At 61.6% G+C, this 16,018-nt stretch carries 16 protein-coding genes; 4 read left to right on the top strand and 12 right to left on the bottom strand.

Features of this window, described 5'->3' with window-relative positions; all coding sequences use genetic code 11:
* Positions 1 to 40 precede the first annotated feature (40 nt).
* From I6E73_RS14030 to I6E73_RS14015, 4 genes are read right to left on the bottom strand one after another with little or no spacing between them, the layout of a single operon-like run.
* The gene (locus tag I6E73_RS14030; RefSeq protein WP_197108834.1) at positions 41 to 898 is read right to left on the bottom strand and encodes an aldehyde dehydrogenase family protein; all 858 of its coding nucleotides are present in this window, start codon (positions 896 to 898) and stop codon (positions 41 to 43) included.
* A complete protein-coding gene (locus I6E73_RS14025; RefSeq protein WP_197108836.1) occupies positions 895 to 2,406 on the bottom strand; it encodes an aldehyde dehydrogenase family protein in 1,512 nt (503 codons plus the stop codon). The genes I6E73_RS14030 and I6E73_RS14025 overlap by 4 nt, the downstream gene beginning before the upstream one ends.
* Before the next feature lie 8 nt (positions 2,407 to 2,414).
* On the bottom strand, positions 2,415 to 3,428 hold the full coding sequence (deoC, locus tag I6E73_RS14020) for a deoxyribose-phosphate aldolase (protein WP_197126526.1): 1,014 nt from the start codon (positions 3,426 to 3,428) through the stop codon (positions 2,415 to 2,417).
* Positions 3,425 to 4,369 carry a sugar-binding transcriptional regulator gene (locus I6E73_RS14015; protein WP_197108840.1) on the bottom strand — a complete coding sequence of 315 codons (945 nt, stop codon included), beginning with the start codon at positions 4,367 to 4,369 and terminating at the stop codon, positions 3,425 to 3,427. The genes deoC and I6E73_RS14015 overlap by 4 nt, the downstream gene beginning before the upstream one ends.
* Positions 4,370 to 4,558: 189 nt before the next feature.
* Here I6E73_RS14015 and I6E73_RS14010 point away from each other — a divergent pair, with 189 nt between their 5' ends.
* Positions 4,559 to 5,521 carry an ROK family protein gene (locus I6E73_RS14010; RefSeq protein ID WP_197126525.1) on the top strand — a complete coding sequence of 321 codons (963 nt, stop codon included), beginning with the start codon at positions 4,559 to 4,561 and terminating at the stop codon, positions 5,519 to 5,521.
* Positions 5,522 to 5,585: 64 nt separating this feature from the next.
* Here I6E73_RS14010 and I6E73_RS14005 read toward each other — a convergent pair whose 3' ends face one another.
* On the bottom strand, positions 5,586 to 6,833 hold the full coding sequence (locus I6E73_RS14005; protein ID WP_197126524.1) for a CynX/NimT family MFS transporter: 1,248 nt from the start codon (positions 6,831 to 6,833) through the stop codon (positions 5,586 to 5,588).
* Positions 6,834 to 6,923: 90 nt separating this feature from the next.
* Here I6E73_RS14005 and I6E73_RS14000 point away from each other — a divergent pair, with 90 nt between their 5' ends.
* A complete protein-coding gene (locus I6E73_RS14000) occupies positions 6,924 to 7,193 on the top strand; it encodes a hypothetical protein (RefSeq protein WP_197126523.1) in 270 nt (89 codons plus the stop codon).
* Positions 7,194 to 7,203: 10 nt separating this feature from the next.
* Here I6E73_RS14000 and I6E73_RS13995 read toward each other — a convergent pair whose 3' ends face one another.
* The 4 genes from I6E73_RS13995 to truB are packed head-to-tail and all read right to left on the bottom strand — an operon-like array spanning position 7,204 to position 9,936.
* The gene (locus tag I6E73_RS13995) at positions 7,204 to 8,160 is read right to left on the bottom strand and encodes a bifunctional riboflavin kinase/FAD synthetase (protein ID WP_197126521.1); all 957 of its coding nucleotides are present in this window, start codon (positions 8,158 to 8,160) and stop codon (positions 7,204 to 7,206) included.
* Position 8,161: 1 nt separating this feature from the next.
* Positions 8,162 to 8,575 carry a hypothetical protein gene (locus tag I6E73_RS13990; protein WP_197126520.1) on the bottom strand — a complete coding sequence of 138 codons (414 nt, stop codon included), beginning with the start codon at positions 8,573 to 8,575 and terminating at the stop codon, positions 8,162 to 8,164.
* 25 nt (positions 8,576 to 8,600) lie between these two features.
* Positions 8,601 to 8,969: a hypothetical protein gene (locus I6E73_RS13985; protein WP_197108852.1), complete on the bottom strand. Its 369-nt coding sequence runs from the start codon at positions 8,967 to 8,969 to the stop codon at positions 8,601 to 8,603.
* A complete protein-coding gene (truB, locus tag I6E73_RS13980) occupies positions 8,962 to 9,936 on the bottom strand; it encodes a tRNA pseudouridine(55) synthase TruB (RefSeq protein ID WP_197126518.1) in 975 nt (324 codons plus the stop codon). Before truB ends, I6E73_RS13985 begins: the two co-directional genes overlap by 8 nt.
* A 132-nt stretch (positions 9,937 to 10,068) precedes the next feature.
* Between truB and I6E73_RS13975 the strand changes: the two genes are divergently transcribed.
* Positions 10,069 to 11,088 carry a ketopantoate reductase family protein gene (locus I6E73_RS13975; RefSeq protein ID WP_197126516.1) on the top strand — a complete coding sequence of 340 codons (1,020 nt, stop codon included), beginning with the start codon at positions 10,069 to 10,071 and terminating at the stop codon, positions 11,086 to 11,088.
* A gap of 59 nt (positions 11,089 to 11,147) precedes the next feature.
* A complete protein-coding gene (locus tag I6E73_RS13970; protein WP_197126514.1) occupies positions 11,148 to 12,041 on the top strand; it encodes an A/G-specific adenine glycosylase in 894 nt (297 codons plus the stop codon).
* A 39-nt stretch (positions 12,042 to 12,080) separates the two neighbouring features.
* On the opposite strand, the gene rbfA is transcribed toward I6E73_RS13970, so the two are convergent.
* The 3 genes from rbfA to I6E73_RS13955 form a co-directional block, all read right to left on the bottom strand.
* The gene (gene rbfA, locus I6E73_RS13965) at positions 12,081 to 12,587 is read right to left on the bottom strand and encodes a 30S ribosome-binding factor RbfA (RefSeq protein WP_197126512.1); all 507 of its coding nucleotides are present in this window, start codon (positions 12,585 to 12,587) and stop codon (positions 12,081 to 12,083) included.
* Positions 12,588 to 12,713: 126 nt separating this feature from the next.
* Positions 12,714 to 15,530, bottom strand: coding sequence for a translation initiation factor IF-2 (infB, locus tag I6E73_RS13960; protein WP_197126510.1), 2,817 nt, complete (start codon positions 15,528 to 15,530; stop codon positions 12,714 to 12,716).
* Between the two features lie 90 nt (positions 15,531 to 15,620).
* Positions 15,621 to 15,911, bottom strand: coding sequence for a YlxR family protein (locus tag I6E73_RS13955; RefSeq protein WP_197108869.1), 291 nt, complete (start codon positions 15,909 to 15,911; stop codon positions 15,621 to 15,623).
* Positions 15,912 to 16,018: the final 107 nt, after the last annotated feature.

Genomic DNA, 16,018 nt, shown 5'->3' with positions numbered 1-16,018 from the left:
AGATACGCGCGCCGGGCAACCCCCACGCCACACTTCTCGGCTAAATCAGAGACTTCGTGTGCCAGACCGTCTTCGTTTCGGTCCACTGAACGATGCGCTCGACGGACGGTGCGGGAACTCCCACGACCGGCCCCAGGACGCGCTTGAGCGTGTCGGCAGCCGCGATTTGAAGGTCAACCCACTCGAGCTGTTCTGCTCCGGCGAGGTCGAGACCATTGACATCCGCGTGGCTCGCAAGCCACGGTGCGATCTCGGCTGGTGACCCCGTGAGGATGTTGACGACGCCACCGGGAACGTCGCTCGTCGCGAGAACCTCAGAGAGGCTGATCGCGCTGAGCGGGGCGTTCTGGTGAGCAACCACGACAACCGTGTTTCCGCTGACGAGAGCCGGAGCAATGACGCTCACGAGACCCAACAACGACGACGAATCCTGCGGAGCCACAATGGCGATAACGCCACTCGGCTCAGGAGTGGAGAGGTTGAAGTACGGACCAGAAACGGGGTTACCGTTACCGGCAACCTGCACGTACTTGTCTGCCCAGCCCGCATACCAAACCCACGCATCGATTGCCGTATCGAGCTGTGCGGTCGCTGCCGACTTCGACAGCGACTCCGTTGCCATGAGCTCGTCGATGAACTGCTCGCGACGACCCTCCAACAGTTCTGCAATGCGGTACAGCACCTGGCCGCGGTTGTAGCCCGTGGCCCCCGACCAACCGCTGAAGGCTGCGCGGGCGGCGACTACGGCATCCCGAGCGTCCTTGCGGCTTGCCAGGGCTGCGTTCGCGAGGAAGGCGCCCTTCTTGGTTGCTACCTCGTAGGTGCGACCGCTTTCGCTGCGCGGAAACTTGCCACCGATGTAGAGCTTGTAGGTCTTAGGAACCGTGAGACGGGTCATTTCTTGCCACCTTTCGTGACGGCGGGCGCGGCCCATCCAGCGGATTCTAGGTAGGAGGCCAGTCCGTGACGGCCACCCTCGCGGCCGTAGCCACTCTCCTTGTAGCCGCCGAATGGCGACGCAGGATCGAAACGGTTGAACGTGTTAGCCCAGATAACGCCAGCACGCAGCTTGTCAGCCACAGCAAGGACTCGTGAGCCCTTCTCGCTCCAGATGCCCGCAGACAGGCCGTAGGGCGTGTTGTTGGCCTTAGCGATAGCTTCTGCTGGGGTGCGGAACGTGAGAACGCTCAGCACAGGCCCGAAGACTTCTTCGCGAGCGATGCGACTCGAGGTCGACACGTTCGTGAAGATGGTGGGCGCGAACCAGAAACCATTTTCGGGAATCGGGCAGTCGGCGGTCCACCGTTCTGAACCTTCCGCTTCACCGATATCGCTGAGTTCACGGATGCGGTCGAGCTGAGCCTTCGAGTTGATCGCACCGATGTCGGTGTTCTTGTCGAGCGGGTCACCCATGCGCAGTGTGGACAGTCGCGCCTTGAGACGATCGACGACCTCATCGTGCACGTTCTCTTGAACCAGCAGACGTGAACCTGCACAGCAGACGTGGCCCTGGTTGAAGAAGATGCCGTTGACGATTCCCTCAATGGCCTGGTCCATGGGGGCGTCATCGAAGACGATGTTCGCCGCCTTGCCACCGAGTTCGAGCGTGACCTTCTTGCCCGTGCCTGCGACCGACTTCGCGATTGCACGGCCAACACCGGTAGAGCCGGTGAAGGCAACCTTGTTGACGTCGGGGTGATTGACGAGCGCGTGGCCCGTGTCGCCAGCGCCGGTGACGATGTTGACGACACCCTTGGGCAGGTCCGCCTGCTGCAAGATTTCGGCGAAGATCATCGCGCTCAACGGGGTAGTCTCTGCCGGCTTAATCACGACAGTGTTTCCTGCCGCGAGCGCCGGAGCGATCTTCCACGCGAGCATGAGCAGCGGGAAGTTCCACGGGATTACCTGAGCGGCGACACCGAGCGACTGCGGGTTGGGGCCGAGACCGGCATAGTCGAGCTTGTCGGCCCAACCGGCGTAGTAGAAGAACCAGGCAGCAACGAGAGGCACGTCAACGTCGCGGCTCTCCTTGATCGGCTTTCCGTTGTCGAGGCTCTCGGCAACAGCAAGCTCACGAGCCCGCTCCTGAACGAGACGCGCGATGCGGAAGAGGTACTTGCCGCGGTCTGCGCCCGAGAGCTTCGACCACGTGCGGTCGTAGGCCTTGCGGGCTGCAGCGACTGCGACATCCACATCGGCGCTGTTGGCGTTGGAGATCGAGGCGATCTCCTTTTCGGTTGCCGGTGAGATCGTGCTGAACGCGTCGCCGCGGCCATCCACAAATTCACCATCAATGAAGAGACCGTAGTGCTTCTTCAAGTGCAGAACCGAAGTCGATTCGGGGGCGGGGGCGTAGTCGAGAAAACTCGGGACCTTCGCGCTCAGTGCTTTGTCGTTCTCTGTCATGGTGTGCCTTAGTCAATCGTGACGTAATCGGGGCCGGAGTAGTGGCCGGTGGTGAGCTTCTGACGCTGCATGAGCACGTCATTGAGAAGACTGGATGCTCCGAAACGGAACAGGTGCGGCTGAAGCCATTCCTCGCCCACCGTTTCAGCAACCGTGACGAGGTACTTGATGGCATCCTTCGAGCTACGGATGCCGCCAGCCGGCTTCACACCGATCTTCTCTCCGGTGAGCAGGTGCCAGTCGCGCACAACCTCAAGCATGAGGAGGGTGACGGGCAGGGTCGCTGCTGGCGCGACCTTTCCGGTTGACGTCTTGATGAAGTCTCCCCCGGCCAGAATTGCCAGCCAGGATGCGCGGCGAACGTTGTCGTAGGTGTTGAGCTCGCCGGTCTCCAAGATCACCTTGAGGTGAGCGTAGGTGCCGTTCTCGCGGCGGCAGGCTTCTTTGACAGCAACGATCTGATCGAAGACGACCCCGTACTTGCCGGAGAGGAAGGCGCCACGGTCGATGACCATGTCGATTTCGTCTGCACCGTTAGCGACGGCTTCTTTGGTGTCCATGATCTTGATCGGCAACGAGGAGCGTCCGCTCGGGAACGCGGTGGCGACGGCAGCAACGTTGATTCCGTTGTCTGAACCGTTCGACCAGGATGACCCGAGGGCTTCGGCCGCGTACGGAACCATGTCGCCATACACGCAGACAGCAGCGACCTGAGGGGTCGAGGCATCCGAAGCATCCGGCAGCACAGCCTTGGCCGCGAGTGAGCGAACCTTGCCAGGGGTGTCTGCGCCCTCAAGCGTGGTGAGGTCGATGAGCTTGACGATGGTGTCGAGGGCCCAGGCCTTTGACGTGGTCTTGATCGAGCGGGTGCCGAGCGCTGCGGCACGCTGCTCAAGACCGACCGCGTCGACGCCCGGGAGTCCCTCAAGGTGAAGCTTGAGGGATTTCTCGGTCAGGTCTGCTCCGATGAGATTGACCGCGCGCTCAGCAGGAGCGAGCGCGATGGCCGATTCGATTGTCATGTTGTTTCCTCCAGAAGGGCGTGAGCGGTGGCCTCATCGGTGACGATGACGGAACACAGCCCACTCGTAACGACGGCGCGCGCGACGTCATGTTTAGCGTCGCCAGCGACGACAAAAATTGCGTGCTCAGCAGCACGAAGCTCATCAAGGCCGATACCGACGGTTCGTTCATCGAGTGCCGAATCGACGATCTTGCCTGCGCTATCGATGTAGCGACCAACAACGTCGCCGACCGCTCCCTTAGCCACGAGTTCGTCGACATCGCTCTCAGTGAGGTAGCCGCTATCGACGTGCACGGAACTCGCTCCCGCAACACCAGCGCTATATAAGTACGCGGATGCCGAAGCACCCAGAGCGCGCACACTCGCCACCGTGCGGTCACGTTCAATCGCACGCTTCGTTTCGACCTGCTCAAGAATCGCGGGGATCGGCAGCAGCGTTGCTTGACCGTGTCCCTTTTGCGCAATGGTCACTGCGGTCTGCGCTGCGGTGCCTTGCTTGCTGTTGAGGCTCACTCCGCCATTGATCTGTACTACTTGCACCCCGATGGTCCAGCCGTCGGCGAGCAAACGAGCGACCTCGTCGAGCGTGCGGCCCCAGCTCACGCCGAGGGTGCGAGGAATGGGACGCACAGCGGCGAGGTAGTCGGCAGCAGCCTGAGCCACACGAGGGCTCACTTCTTCGTCTTCGGCGGGAAGCGGAACAACAACGGCATCTTTGAGGCCGAAGCGGTCTCGCAACTGACGTTCGATATCCAGCCGGCGGGCTCGGGGGTGCACGATCTCAATGCGAACAATCCCGGCTTCGCGTGCGCGGGTGAGCAGACGGCCCACTTTCCACCGGGTTATTCCGAGGAGGGCGCCGACTTCGTCTTGCGTCTTGTTCTCTTCGTAATAGAGCTCGGCAACGCGCACGGCCAAGAGTTCGGTTGATTCATCCACTGCTGCCTCCTGCTTCAACGATAGAGTCACGGACACCGAGCTGCAACATATGCGGGGCCACTTGCTCAGATGAGCAGCAGGTGGCCGACGCGAGTGCGCACACGAGCAGCAAACACCCCCAAGCTGAACACCACACGAACGTCCACAGGTGCACCATGACCACCCCTTGAACCCAATAAGGTGGATGCCGTGACCACCACCACATCGAATCGCTATGCCCTTGCCATTGATATTGGCGGAACCAAAGTCGAAGCCGCTCTCGTCGACCCCCACGGCGTCGTTCTCACCCCGAGCCGCTTTCGCGCGCCAACGGGCCGCGCCTCTTCCAGCGCTCAGCTCGCTGACAGCGTGCGCACGGTCGTGCGACAGTCGATCGCTGAGCTTCCGGATGGCGCGGAGCTGCTCGGTGCTGGCATCGGCAGCGCTGGCCCGATCTCGGTGTCCCGCGGTGAAGTCTCCCCGTTGAACTTGCCCGCGTGGCGCGACTTTGGCGTCCGCGCCCTCGTCGAAGAAGAATTGCCAGGACTCACGGTGTCTCTGCGCGGCGATGGCAACTGCATCGCACTGGCAGAACACTGGATTGGCGCCGCCCAGGGAGTGAAGTACTTCATGGGCATGGTCGTCTCCACCGGCGTCGGCGGCGGGCTCATCCTCGACAATCAGCTCATCGACGGTCCCACGGGCAACGGCGGCCATTTCGGTCACGTCGAAGTTGGCGGAGAAACTGTCATCTGCGGCTGTGGCGGAACAGGCTGCGTCGAAGCTGTCGCCGCTGGCCCGAAAACCGTTGAATGGGCACAGTCACAGGGCTGGACCGGCGCGACCGGCGAAGAGTTGTCTGCCGACTACGCCGCAGGAAACGACATTGCGATCGCTGCAGTTCGCCGCTCTGCGCGTGCCGTCGGCCACGGAATTGCCTCAGCGACGGCGCTCGTTGATCTTGAGCTCGTCGCAATCGGTGGCGGCTTCTCGCACGTTGCCGCCGACTACATCGATCTCGTTGCGGAGGCGATCACCGATCGAGCACCCTTCCCGTTCATTACGAAGGTGCGCGTCGTCGCCTCCGGGCTCTCCAGCGATGGACCCCTTATCGGCGCCGCATCTCTCGTGCATCACCCCGAACGGCTGAGCACGTCAGCTCTCGGCTACTAGTCACGCCGTCGGGATGCCGCGCTGCGGCCGGCATCCGAATTGAACGTCGGTAGCCGCGCGCCGGTTACTCGTCGAGAGCCGCTGCTGGAAAGTCGATCTCGTCTTCGACGAAACTGGGGCGGGCGAGCATGACAGCGCTGATAAGCGCGAGCAGACTTGTGACGAGCAAGAACATCAAGGGCCAAACCCAGCCGCCGCTGAGCTCACGCACGAGAGCGACAGCAAACGGGCCAAGCGCCGCCACTGAGTAGGCAACGCTCTGCACGAAGCCGCTGAGGGCTGCCGAACCTTCATGGCTTCTCGTACGCAGGTTGATGAGCACGAGGCACAACGGGAACAGGATCGAACTGATTCCAACGAGCACGACCCACAGCCAGGTGGCGACCGTGGGGGCGAACGCAAGACCGGTGAAGCCGATCACGCCGGCAAACACTCCCCCGGCAATGACAACACCGATGTTCTGTACGCGGCTGGCAAGAATAGGGCTCAGGATGCCGAGCGGAATTCCGATGAGCCCGAAGAGAGACAGCATTGCCCCTGCTTCGACCGGGGTGAACTGAGCAGACTCGATAAGAATCTCTGGCAACCACGCAAAGAACGAGTAGAACGCGATTGATGAGACTCCGAAGGCGATCGTGATGGCCCACGCCGTTCGCGACTTCGCGACGGCCCACACCGAAATATGCGGTGTCAGCGGCAGTACACTCTCGTCGTTCACAGCCCGACGCTTGGCGTGGCGCCCCCGCAGCGTCAGTACGAGCCACGGGACAAACGCGGTAAGCGCGAGAGCAGCCCACACCGCAACGGACACACGCCAGCCAGAGGCGTCGGCGATCGGCGCCGCGAAGAACGCCGGAATTGCGGCGCCAAGCGAGATGAGCACGACATAGCCGCCCGTTACGGTCGCTAAACGGTCGGGGAAATACTTTTTGACGGCGGGAGGCAGCAGCACGTTGCCGATTCCCATTCCCGCAAGCGCCACGAAACTGCCGATCGCAAGCACGATGTAGTTGTCACTGACGGCACGCAAGCTCGAACCGGCAACCATGGCCGCCGCCGCAATGAGCAGTCCCGCGTCAAGACCGCGGGCGCGAGCGAGCGCTGGTGCCGCGACTCCGGCGATGGCAAAAGCGATCGGCGGCAACATCCCGAGCACTCCCAGGCCCAGACTCGAGATCGGAATATCGTTTTCGATCACGCCGATAATCGGCGAAATAGCGGCAACCGCGGTTCGCACATTCAAAGCGACGAAGAGGATGCCAGCAAGCGCAAGAATGCGCCCCCTCCAGAGGGTGCGCGTGGGGGTAGTCATTCGCACGAGTCTACGTCGTGAAAAGCCCTACCTCTACGATGGTGGGTATCGCCGACAACTCGTGTCGGCTGGCATCTCAGGGAGATAAATATGGGTAACAGCGGATTCGATCTCGGTGACATCGGCGACGTCGTCGGCGATCTCGTCAAAGGCAAGGGTCTTGACACTGACGCTCTAGAGCCCATCTGGGAAGGCATCCAGCCAACCCTCAAAGGTCTCGACACCGACACGATCCTTGAGACTGTCGCGAACTGGGCCAAAGACCTCAACCTGCCGATCATCGGCGATGTGCCCGATGACATCGTGGAGAACCTCAAGAACGGCGTCAAGGTTCCCCTCAACAAGCTCCTCAAGGGCTAACCCTCAAGAACTATTTCTTGGGCGTCTTTTTTGCCGGGACGCCCAAGATTTCTCTCACCGCAATCTCATCAAGGCACATTTGCTCGATTAGAGCATCAACTGTCGTGTACTTGACCATGCCACGAACGTATTCCACAAACTCGATTTCGACGCGCTTGCCATAGATATCGAAATCTTGGTCGAGCGCGTGCGCTTCAACCTGCTTCTCGGGCACCCCATCAAAAGTCGGGTTGTTGCCGATAGAAACCGCGGACGCAAAGCGAACCCCGTCAACCACAAGCCAGGCCGCATACACGCCATCAGCGGGAATGAAACCCTCAGAGTTTCGATCCAAATTGGCGGTCGGATACCCGAGCTCTCGTCCACGTTGCTGGCCGAGCACCACCACGCCGCGCACCGAGTGTGGAGCGGTGAGCAATTGCCCCGCTTCGGCCACGCGACCCTCGGAGAGAAGCTCGCGCACAAAGGTTGACGAGACGCGACGCCCTTCCTCAAGAGCAATGTCATCGATGACGACGACGTCAAAACCATGGTTCTCGCCCAGAGTACGAAGCAGGGCGACATCGCCAGCGCCGCGAGCGCCAAAACGGAAATCAGCTCCGACGAGAACAACCTTGGTGTCGAGCGCCCCCGCGAGCACCGTCGCAACAAAGTCATCAGCCGAGACTTCGCTGAGGGCACGGTCAAAGGTCAAGACAAGAGCGGCGTCGACGTCGGTCGTGGCAAGTCGCTCCAGCTTCTGTTCCTTGCTCAGCAAGGGTTGCGGGCACGCTGCAGGGTTCAACAGGCTCATCGGATTGCGGTCAAACGTCACCACAACAGAGCGCAGACCGCGTTCGGCGGCAACCGCGCGCAACCGCGCCAACACCGCACGGTGCCCGCTGTGCACGCCATCAAACTTGCCGATGGTGACGGCAACCGGACCAAAGGTCGCGGGAACAGCGTCAACTGAATCGAAAACATCCATGTCAGCGTCTCCCCTCAGCACGACGCACCCGATACAGCCAGATAAGGCCAAGCACCGGAAGAGCGAGAGGCACGAAGAGGTAGCCGGCGCCGAAAGCAGACCAGACAGTATCTGCCGGGAACAACACGGCATCCACGAGACTGAGGACGCCGACGGTGATCACTCCGACAAGTTCAAACACGATCGCGATCACAGCGACGCGGAACCAGACACGACCCGAGCGAATGAGCGCGACAGTGGCAACGATGTACACAAGCCCCGCAAGACCAGACAAGAGATACGCCACGGGCGCCTCATCGAACTTGGTGGCGATTTGAAACAGTGACCGAGCGGTAGCGCCCAGCGCCATCACCGCATAAACGGCGATCAGCACTCGGCCGATGCCCGAGGCAGTCGAAGAAGCTTTCCTAGTCATCACATTCAACTTTAGGCGCTCTCGGCTAGGCCAATTGCACAAACCAGATTTGGCTCATGCGGTAAACCATGATGGCGATCGACAAACACGCCACCCCCAAGATCACCGTGCTCCAGCGGTTGCGCTCGATAAGCCCCCACATGACCGCTGCGGGAGGGATCAGGATGGCCGAGACCAAGTAGATCCAGAACTCTAGAGAACTACCCGTCGCCACGTTCCCGAGCAACGGCGCAATGATCGCCATGACAAGTTGGACGATGAGCAACAGCTCAACCAGCAACGTTGCCCCCAGGGTGTAATCATTGGGCTTCACTCGCGCGAAGCCGACAATCACGGCGCCAAGGCCTGCGGTGACCGCCACAACGATCTGAACCCACACAAACCACTCAACCATTGTTCGGGGTTCCTTCCTCAGAGGCGGACTCGCCGTCGCCCGACACCAGAAGCTCAGGCGCTGCTGGCTCGGCATCCGGTCGAAAATTCGAGAGGATTCGGGCGCGACCATCAACAATTTCGAGGAGGCCGACCAAGCGGCCCTCTGAGTTGAGCGCCGCAAGTGCCCCCTCGCCCCGAGGCTCCAAAGCAATTTGCTTGCCCTGCGCCAAGTCGGCAGCCTGCTCATCATCGAGCTCAACAGTGTCAAAGAGCACTCGGGCCACGACGGCCGGCGCCACGAGCTTCGTTTCAAGGTCCTCATCGACAGCACTCGCCTCCTCGACGGAGAACGGCCCAACCCGAGTGCGACGCAGCACCGTCAGGTGACCGCCAACGCCCAGCGCCTCCCCCATATCGCGAGCAAGAGCGCGGATGTAGGTGCCGGAGGAACAATCCACCCGCACCTTCACATCGATGAACTCTCCGCGCGCAATCTCGAGCACCTCGAAAGCAGAAACCGTGACCGCTCGCTCAGCGAGCACGACCTCTTCGCCCGCGCGAGCCAACGTGTACGCGCGGCGACCATCTACCTTGATGGCGCTCACGGAACTGGGGCGCTGCGAGATAGCGCCAGTGAGATTGGCCACGGCGTGCGCGATGGCATCGTCGGAGAGGGCAGCGAGAGCCGCGGCATCCGCGGTCTCAGAGAGTTCGCCCTCAGCGTCGTCAGTGTTTGACGATGCCCCCAAACGAATCGTGGCGGTGTACTGCTTGTCGAGCCCGACGAGATAGGTGAGCAGTCGAGTCGCGTTATTGACGCCGAGCACAAGGAGCCCGGTGGCCATCGGGTCAAGCGTTCCGGCGTGGCCGATCTTGCGGGTGCCCACTGATTTACGGGCCCGTGAGATCACGCCATGGCTCGTGATGCCTTGAGGCTTATCTACGAACAGAATCCCGCTCGTCGGATTGCGCGGCGGCTTAGCCATGACATTCCTTTCCGCACGGGTGCCCAGGACGGGCAGCCCCACAACTTTAGCCAATTCTGACGCGGTCGATGTGCGGCGCTCCATTGCGGTCGCTCACGATAAATGTTCACGCAGTACGCCTAGACTTCCCCTATGCGAATCGGCGTTATTGGGGCGGGTGCCGTCGGCGGTGCAATAGCAGCGTTGCTCGCGCGCGCTGGCAATGATGTCGAAGTGACGGCACGAGGAGCTCACCTCCACGCCATCCGCGAATCGGGCCTGACCCTCACCGGGGCCTGGGGAGACAGCGTCTCTCGCGTGCGCGCCTCTGGCACCCTCAGCCGCGTCAACGAGCTCGTGATTGTCGCCACAAAAGCGCACGACGCCGAAGAAGCGATTCGCGAGAACATTCGCTTTTTGCGTGACCTCCCCGTTGTCATCTTTCAAAACGGCCTCGACTCGCTCGACGTTGCCACCTACGCCTCGCCGCGGTCAGACATCATCGGCGGGCTCGCCACCTTCGCCTCCTCGTTCCTCTCCCCCGGCGCCATCCATGTCACCGCCGCCGGCCCCAGCTATTTGGGTGTTGCCGGAGACAACGATGTGCCAGCACGTTATGCCGCAAACGCACTCAACGCGGTCATGCCAACCTTCGCTGTGCCCAACTTTCGCGGTGCACAGTGGACAAAGCTCGTCATCAATCAGGTCAATGCGCTGCCTGCGATCACTGGCCACAGCGTGCAGGCCGTCATCGGCGATCGTTCGCTGCGCCGGATAATGACCGCGAGCATGCGCGAAACAGCACGCACCGCCCTTGCTGCCGGAATCCGCTTCGAAACACTTCAGGGGCTCTCCCACCGACGCCTTCGTAACCTGGCACGGTCACCACTGTGGCTCGGTCAGATCATCCCATTGCTCATGAGCCGGCGAATGGGGCACACCCCCAATCCTGGCTCGACGCTGCAGAGCATTCGTCGCGGTCAACCCAGTGAAGTGGATGCCCTCAACGGTGCCGTGGTGCGCGCCGCCGACGAACTGAACCGTGCCGCTCCCCTCAACGCGCTGATGGTCGAACTTGTTCACGGCGTCGAAGAGACCGGCAATTTTCTGACCACGGAGGATGTTGCCGCGCGATTCGCTGCGCTCGACGCCACGCCTCCCTCCACGCGTTAGCCAGTGCTACACAGCCTCACACAACGCCCCCACGACCCCGACGAAACCGACACCCCTCCGTGACCACAGAAACCTCGACGGCCGACCGCGCTGAACTCGCCAGGCTCATCGGTGACTGGTTCGTCGAACATGGCCGCGATCTGCCCTGGCGACACGACGGCTTCGGCGCCTGGGGAATCCTCGTGAGCGAGATCATGCTCCAGCAAACCCCGGTCGTTCGCGTGATCCCACGGCTCGAACAGTGGCTCGAACGCTGGCCATCGCCCGCCGCCCTCGCCGCTTCCGCCCCTGGCGACGCTGTTCGGGCGTGGGAGCGCCTCGGGTACCCGCGTCGTGCCCTCAACCTGCACGCCGCCGCAACCGCCATCGCGGAGCAGCACAACAACGTGGTTCCCGAGGATGTGCCGACCCTGCTGGCGCTGCCCGGGATCGGCGACTACACGGCTCGCGCTGTCGCTGTGTTCGCCTACGGCCACCATCACCCGGTCGTTGACACCAATGTGCGTCGCGTAATTGCTCGCGCCGTCAATGGAGAGGGTGAAGCCGGGCCGCCCTCGAGCAAACGAGACCTCGCAGCCATGGAACAGCTCCTGCCTGATGACCGGGCTGCCTCTGCTGCGACGAATGCCGCCGTCATGGAACTGGGCGCGATCGTGTGCACGGCCAAGAACCCGCTGTGTGAGCAATGCCCGGTGCGCGAACTGTGCGCGTGGCGTGCTGCCGGTTACCCGGCTTATGAGGGCAAGCGGCAGGTGGTGCAGAAAAAGTTTGAGGGCTCCGACCGGCAAGTGCGCGGTCTTATCCTTGCCGAGCTTCGGGCCAGCGATGTGCCGGTCACCCCAGACGAAATCACGCAGATATGGGCGGATGCCGAACAGCGCGAGCGCGCGCTGGCAGGCCTCCTGAAGGACGGACTCGCCGTCGCCGAAGACGCGGGATACGCGCTGCCCTAACGGGCGTGAATCAGCCGCTCTGCCGGCACGCGGCAGTCGCTAGGCGTGGGTGGTGTCATCCTCGTCGTCGTCGTCCTCGTCGTCGTCGTCGTCGTCAAAGCCTGCGGCTTCTTCTTCGGCGGCAAAATCGCGAGGCTTCACGTAGGGGTCTTCTTCTCCTGCGTACTTCGCGCTCTTCTTGAGAGCGTCAACCGACGCGTCCCGCTGTTGGGCTTCCGTAAGAAGCGAGTCGATGAGAGCCGCGTTCTCGGGGATGCCGTCTGCAATGAACTGAATTGATGGCGTGAGGCGTGCGGTGAGGTTCTTACCCACTTCACGGCGCACGAGGCCGGTGGCCGATTTGAGAGCCGCTGCGCTGTCGCTGCGTTCTTCGTCGGTGCCGTACACCGTGTAGAAGACCGAGGCATGCTGGAGGTCGCCGGTTACCCGGACGTCAGTGATGGTGACAAAGCCGAGGCGCGGGTCTCGGATGCCACGTTCTAGGGTCTTGGCAACGATCACCTTGATACGGTCGGCCATTTTCGCGGCACGAGCTGCGTCAACCATCTCTACTCCTTCTATAACTTTTGCTGCCTCGAGAATAACCGAGGCGTTGACGGCACCCCGGTCAGGAAGCTTGCGGAGCCTGCGTAGCTCCGCTTCCTGACCGGGGTGCCGTCATAAGCCAGCGAGCTAGACCCGCGGCTTTTCCTTCATTTCAATTGTCTCGATCTCGTCACCGATTTGGATGTCGTTGAACTTACCAAGACCGATACCGGCTTCGTAGTCGGTACGAACTTCAGTGACGTCATCCTTGAAGCGACGCAGCGAGTCGATCGCCAGGTTGTCGCCAACGACGACACCTTCGCGGATAACTCGTGCCTTGGCGTTTCGCGTGATCGTTCCCGAACGCACGATGACACCAGCGATGTTTCCGACCTTGGAGGAACGGAAGATCTCGCGGATCTCAGCAACACCCGACTGAACTTCTTCAAATTCAGGCTTGAGCATTCCCTTGAGCGAGTTCTCAACGTCTTCAAGTGCGGCGTAGATGACCGAGTAGAAGCGCACGTCGACACCTTCGCGAACGGCACGCTCGCGTGCCTTCGGGTCGGGGCGAACGTTGAATCCAATGATGATGGCGTTGTCGACCGTGGCGAGGTTGATGTCGCTTTCGGTAACAGCACCGACACCGCGGTGGATGATGCGCAGCTGAACCGAGTCATCAACATCAATCTTGAGCAGCGACTCTTCGAGGGCTTCAACAGCACCCGATACGTCACCCTTGATGATGAGGTTGAGCGATTCGACCTTGCCGTCTTCGAGGGCCTTCGTGAAGTCCTCGAGGCTGATGCGCTTGCGGCTACGAGCGAGCATTGCGTTGCGCTCTGCTGCTTCGCGCTTTTCAGCGATCTGGCGGGCCATGCGGTCGTCATCGGTAACCAAGAACACGTCGCCGGCCTTGGGTACTGAAGTCAGACCGAGTACGGCAACGGGGCGCGAAGGCTCCGCGTGAGTAACCGATCCACCGTTCTCGTCGAACATGGCACGAACGCGACCGTAGGCGGTACCCGCAACGATGGGGTCTCCGATTTCAAGCGTTCCCGACTGGATGAGCACGGTAGCAACAGCACCGCGACCCTTGTCGAGCTTGGCTTCAATCGCGACACCACGAGCATCCTTGTTGGGGTTTGCACGCAGGTCGAGTCCGGCATCCGCTGTCAGGAGCACTGCGTCAAGAAGCTCGGTGATACCGACCTTGTTGAGCGCTGAGACATCCATGAACATGGTGTCTCCGCCGTACTCTTCTGCGACGAGGCCGAATTCGGTGAGCTGCTGGCGCACCTTGGCCGGGTTTGCACCCTCTTTATCGATCTTGTTGATCGCGACAACGATTGGAACGTTTGCTGCCTGAGCGTGGTTGAGTGCTTCAACCGTCTGGGGCATGATTCCGTCATCTGCTGCAACCACGAGGATGGCAACGTCGGTGACCTGAGCACCACGAGCACGCATAGCGGTGAACGCTTCGTGACCCGGGGTGTCAATGAAGGTGATCGGACGTTCGTAACCGTCGTGCTCCTTGACGACCTGGTAAGCACCAATGTGCTGCGTGATACCGCCGGCTTCGCCAGCAACAACGTTGGCGTTACGGATGGCGTCAAGCAGCTTGGTCTTACCGTGGTCGACGTGACCCATGACGGTAACAACGGGAGGACGGATGACGAGTTCGTCGTCAGATTCGTCTTCCAGCTCTTGGTCGAGGTCCATGTCGAAGCCGAGAAGCAGTTCACGGTCTTCTTCCTCAGGCGAGACCATTTCGATCTTGAACCCGAGCTCTTCACCCAGGATGTCGAAGGTCGCCTCGTCGAGGGACTCGGTTGCTGTCGCCATCTGTCCCAAGTGGAACAGTACGGTGACGAGGTTTCCGGGGCTCGTGTCGATCTTGTCGGCAAAGTCGGTGATCGATGCACCACGGCGAAGGCGAATAACTTCCTTGCCGTTTCCGCGGGGGACGCTAACGCCACCAAGCGACGGTGCTTCTCTCAGTTCGAACTCTGCCCGCTTCGCCCGCTTGGACTTGCGTGCCTTGCTCTTGCCGCCACCGCGACCGAAAGCACCTGCGGTACCTCCGCCGGGACCGCGACCGCGACCGCCGGCTGGTGGACGGTTAGGCCCAAAGTTGTTTCCTGGTGCTCCACCGGGACGGAATCCGCCACCAGCTCCACCTGGGCGTGCGCCGGCACCTGCTCCAGCGGGACCGCCTGGACGCTGACCGAAGCCACCGGGACGCTGACCCTGACCTGGTCCACCCGGACGAGGTGCACCGGGACGAGGTGAACCTGGGCGCGGCGAACCGGGACGAGGTGCACCCGGACGCGGAGCGCCAGGACGAGGCAAGCCCGGACGCGGAGCGCCGGGACGAGGAATCGAGCTTGCGCCACCGGCAGGTGCGGGACGCCCCATGCCTTGATTGGAGGCGAAAGGGTTGTTTCCCGGACGGGGAGTACCCGGACGAGGAACAGAGGAAGGGTTGGGAGCATCTGCTGCGCCGCCCTCGGGCTTTGCACCAGACTCGGCAGAAGCCTTTTCTGCGGCCAGTGCCTTTTCAGCAGCCAGTGCCTGAGCTTGACGCTCGGCAACCGTCAGAGGAGCGGGAGCCGCGCCTTCTTCTGGTTCAGCAGCGTGCTCGGGCTCCGGTGCTGCTGCGGGTGCTTCCTCAGCAACAGGTGCTGGGGTCGGCGCGCTTGGCATCGGAGTTTTGGGCTTCGGTGTCGCTTTAGCGGCAGCCTTCGGCGCGGCCTTGGGAGCAGCCTTGGGCTTCTCCGGCTCTGCCGGTGCTTTCGCTGCGTCAGCTTCGAGTGCAGCCTTCAACCGTCGTGCGACGGGGGGCTCAATGCTCGATGACGGGCCCTTAACGAATTCGCCCATTTCTTTGAGCTTCGCTAGAGCAGCCTTGCTATCGACGCCAGCTTCGGCGGCGACTTCGTGTACGCGTGGTTTTGCAGCCACTTTTCTCCTGTCTGGGTCTGCTCCCAGACAGGGGCAGACCACTAATTACGGACGGAACTCATTTCGAGCCGCTCATTAGTTGTCCATAGGTCAATCAGCCTGTTCGTTAGGGGACATCGGTTGATGTCCCGCCTCATATTCAGCTAACACTGAAAGAAGTGCTCCGGTATCTAGCGGTGGTTCCACCTTCAACGCACGTGCAAAAGCTCTGCGTTTGATTGCAGACTCAAAACACGTGGTTGTGGGATGAAGCCACGCACCGCGACCCGGAAGTGTGGCCGAATGGTCGGCCACAACCGCACCGTGAGATGCGATAACCCTCAGTAACGAGGATCTGCTGGCGCTCGCGCGACAGCCAATACACGTTCTTACTGCTTCCATGATACCCCTACTCTGCAATCCCGCACTCCCCCGCGCCCGACACTGAGCGCACGCGGCGATGGAACGCTACTGGCTCTCCCCTCAGCGCACTGCGCTGAGGGGAGAGC

It is taken from the genome of Salinibacterium sp. SWN248 (assembly GCF_015864575.1).
Taxonomy (GTDB): domain Bacteria; phylum Actinomycetota; class Actinomycetes; order Actinomycetales; family Microbacteriaceae; genus Rhodoglobus.
Note: the sequence above shows the minus strand (reverse complement) of the source record. Positions and strands in the feature narration are given on the sequence as shown.

What these genes read in the sequence shown, in the direction of transcription:
- I6E73_RS13975 (WP_197126516.1), top strand. Translation starts at nt 10,069, where the DNA reads ATGCGAATCGGCGTTATTGGGGCGGGTGCCGTCGGCGGTGCAATAGCA.
- rbfA (WP_197126512.1), bottom strand. Translation starts at nt 12,587, where the DNA reads ATGGTTGACGCAGCTCGTGCCGCGAAAATGGCCGACCGTATCAAGGTG.
- I6E73_RS14030 (WP_197108834.1), bottom strand. Translation starts at nt 898, where the DNA reads ATGACCCGTCTCACGGTTCCTAAGACCTACAAGCTCTACATCGGTGGC.
- I6E73_RS13985 (WP_197108852.1), bottom strand. Translation starts at nt 8,969, where the DNA reads ATGGTTGAGTGGTTTGTGTGGGTTCAGATCGTTGTGGCGGTCACCGCA.
- I6E73_RS13990 (WP_197126520.1), bottom strand. Translation starts at nt 8,575, where the DNA reads ATGACTAGGAAAGCTTCTTCGACTGCCTCGGGCATCGGCCGAGTGCTG.
- deoC (WP_197126526.1), bottom strand. Translation starts at nt 3,428, where the DNA reads ATGACAATCGAATCGGCCATCGCGCTCGCTCCTGCTGAGCGCGCGGTC.
- I6E73_RS14000 (WP_197126523.1), top strand. Translation starts at nt 6,924, where the DNA reads ATGGGTAACAGCGGATTCGATCTCGGTGACATCGGCGACGTCGTCGGC.
- I6E73_RS13955 (WP_197108869.1), bottom strand. Translation starts at nt 15,911, where the DNA reads ATGGAAGCAGTAAGAACGTGTATTGGCTGTCGCGCGAGCGCCAGCAGA.
- I6E73_RS14025 (WP_197108836.1), bottom strand. Translation starts at nt 2,406, where the DNA reads ATGACAGAGAACGACAAAGCACTGAGCGCGAAGGTCCCGAGTTTTCTC.
- I6E73_RS14005 (WP_197126524.1), bottom strand. Translation starts at nt 6,833, where the DNA reads ATGACTACCCCCACGCGCACCCTCTGGAGGGGGCGCATTCTTGCGCTT.
- I6E73_RS13995 (WP_197126521.1), bottom strand. Translation starts at nt 8,160, where the DNA reads ATGGATGTTTTCGATTCAGTTGACGCTGTTCCCGCGACCTTTGGTCCG.
- truB (WP_197126518.1), bottom strand. Translation starts at nt 9,936, where the DNA reads ATGGCTAAGCCGCCGCGCAATCCGACGAGCGGGATTCTGTTCGTAGAT.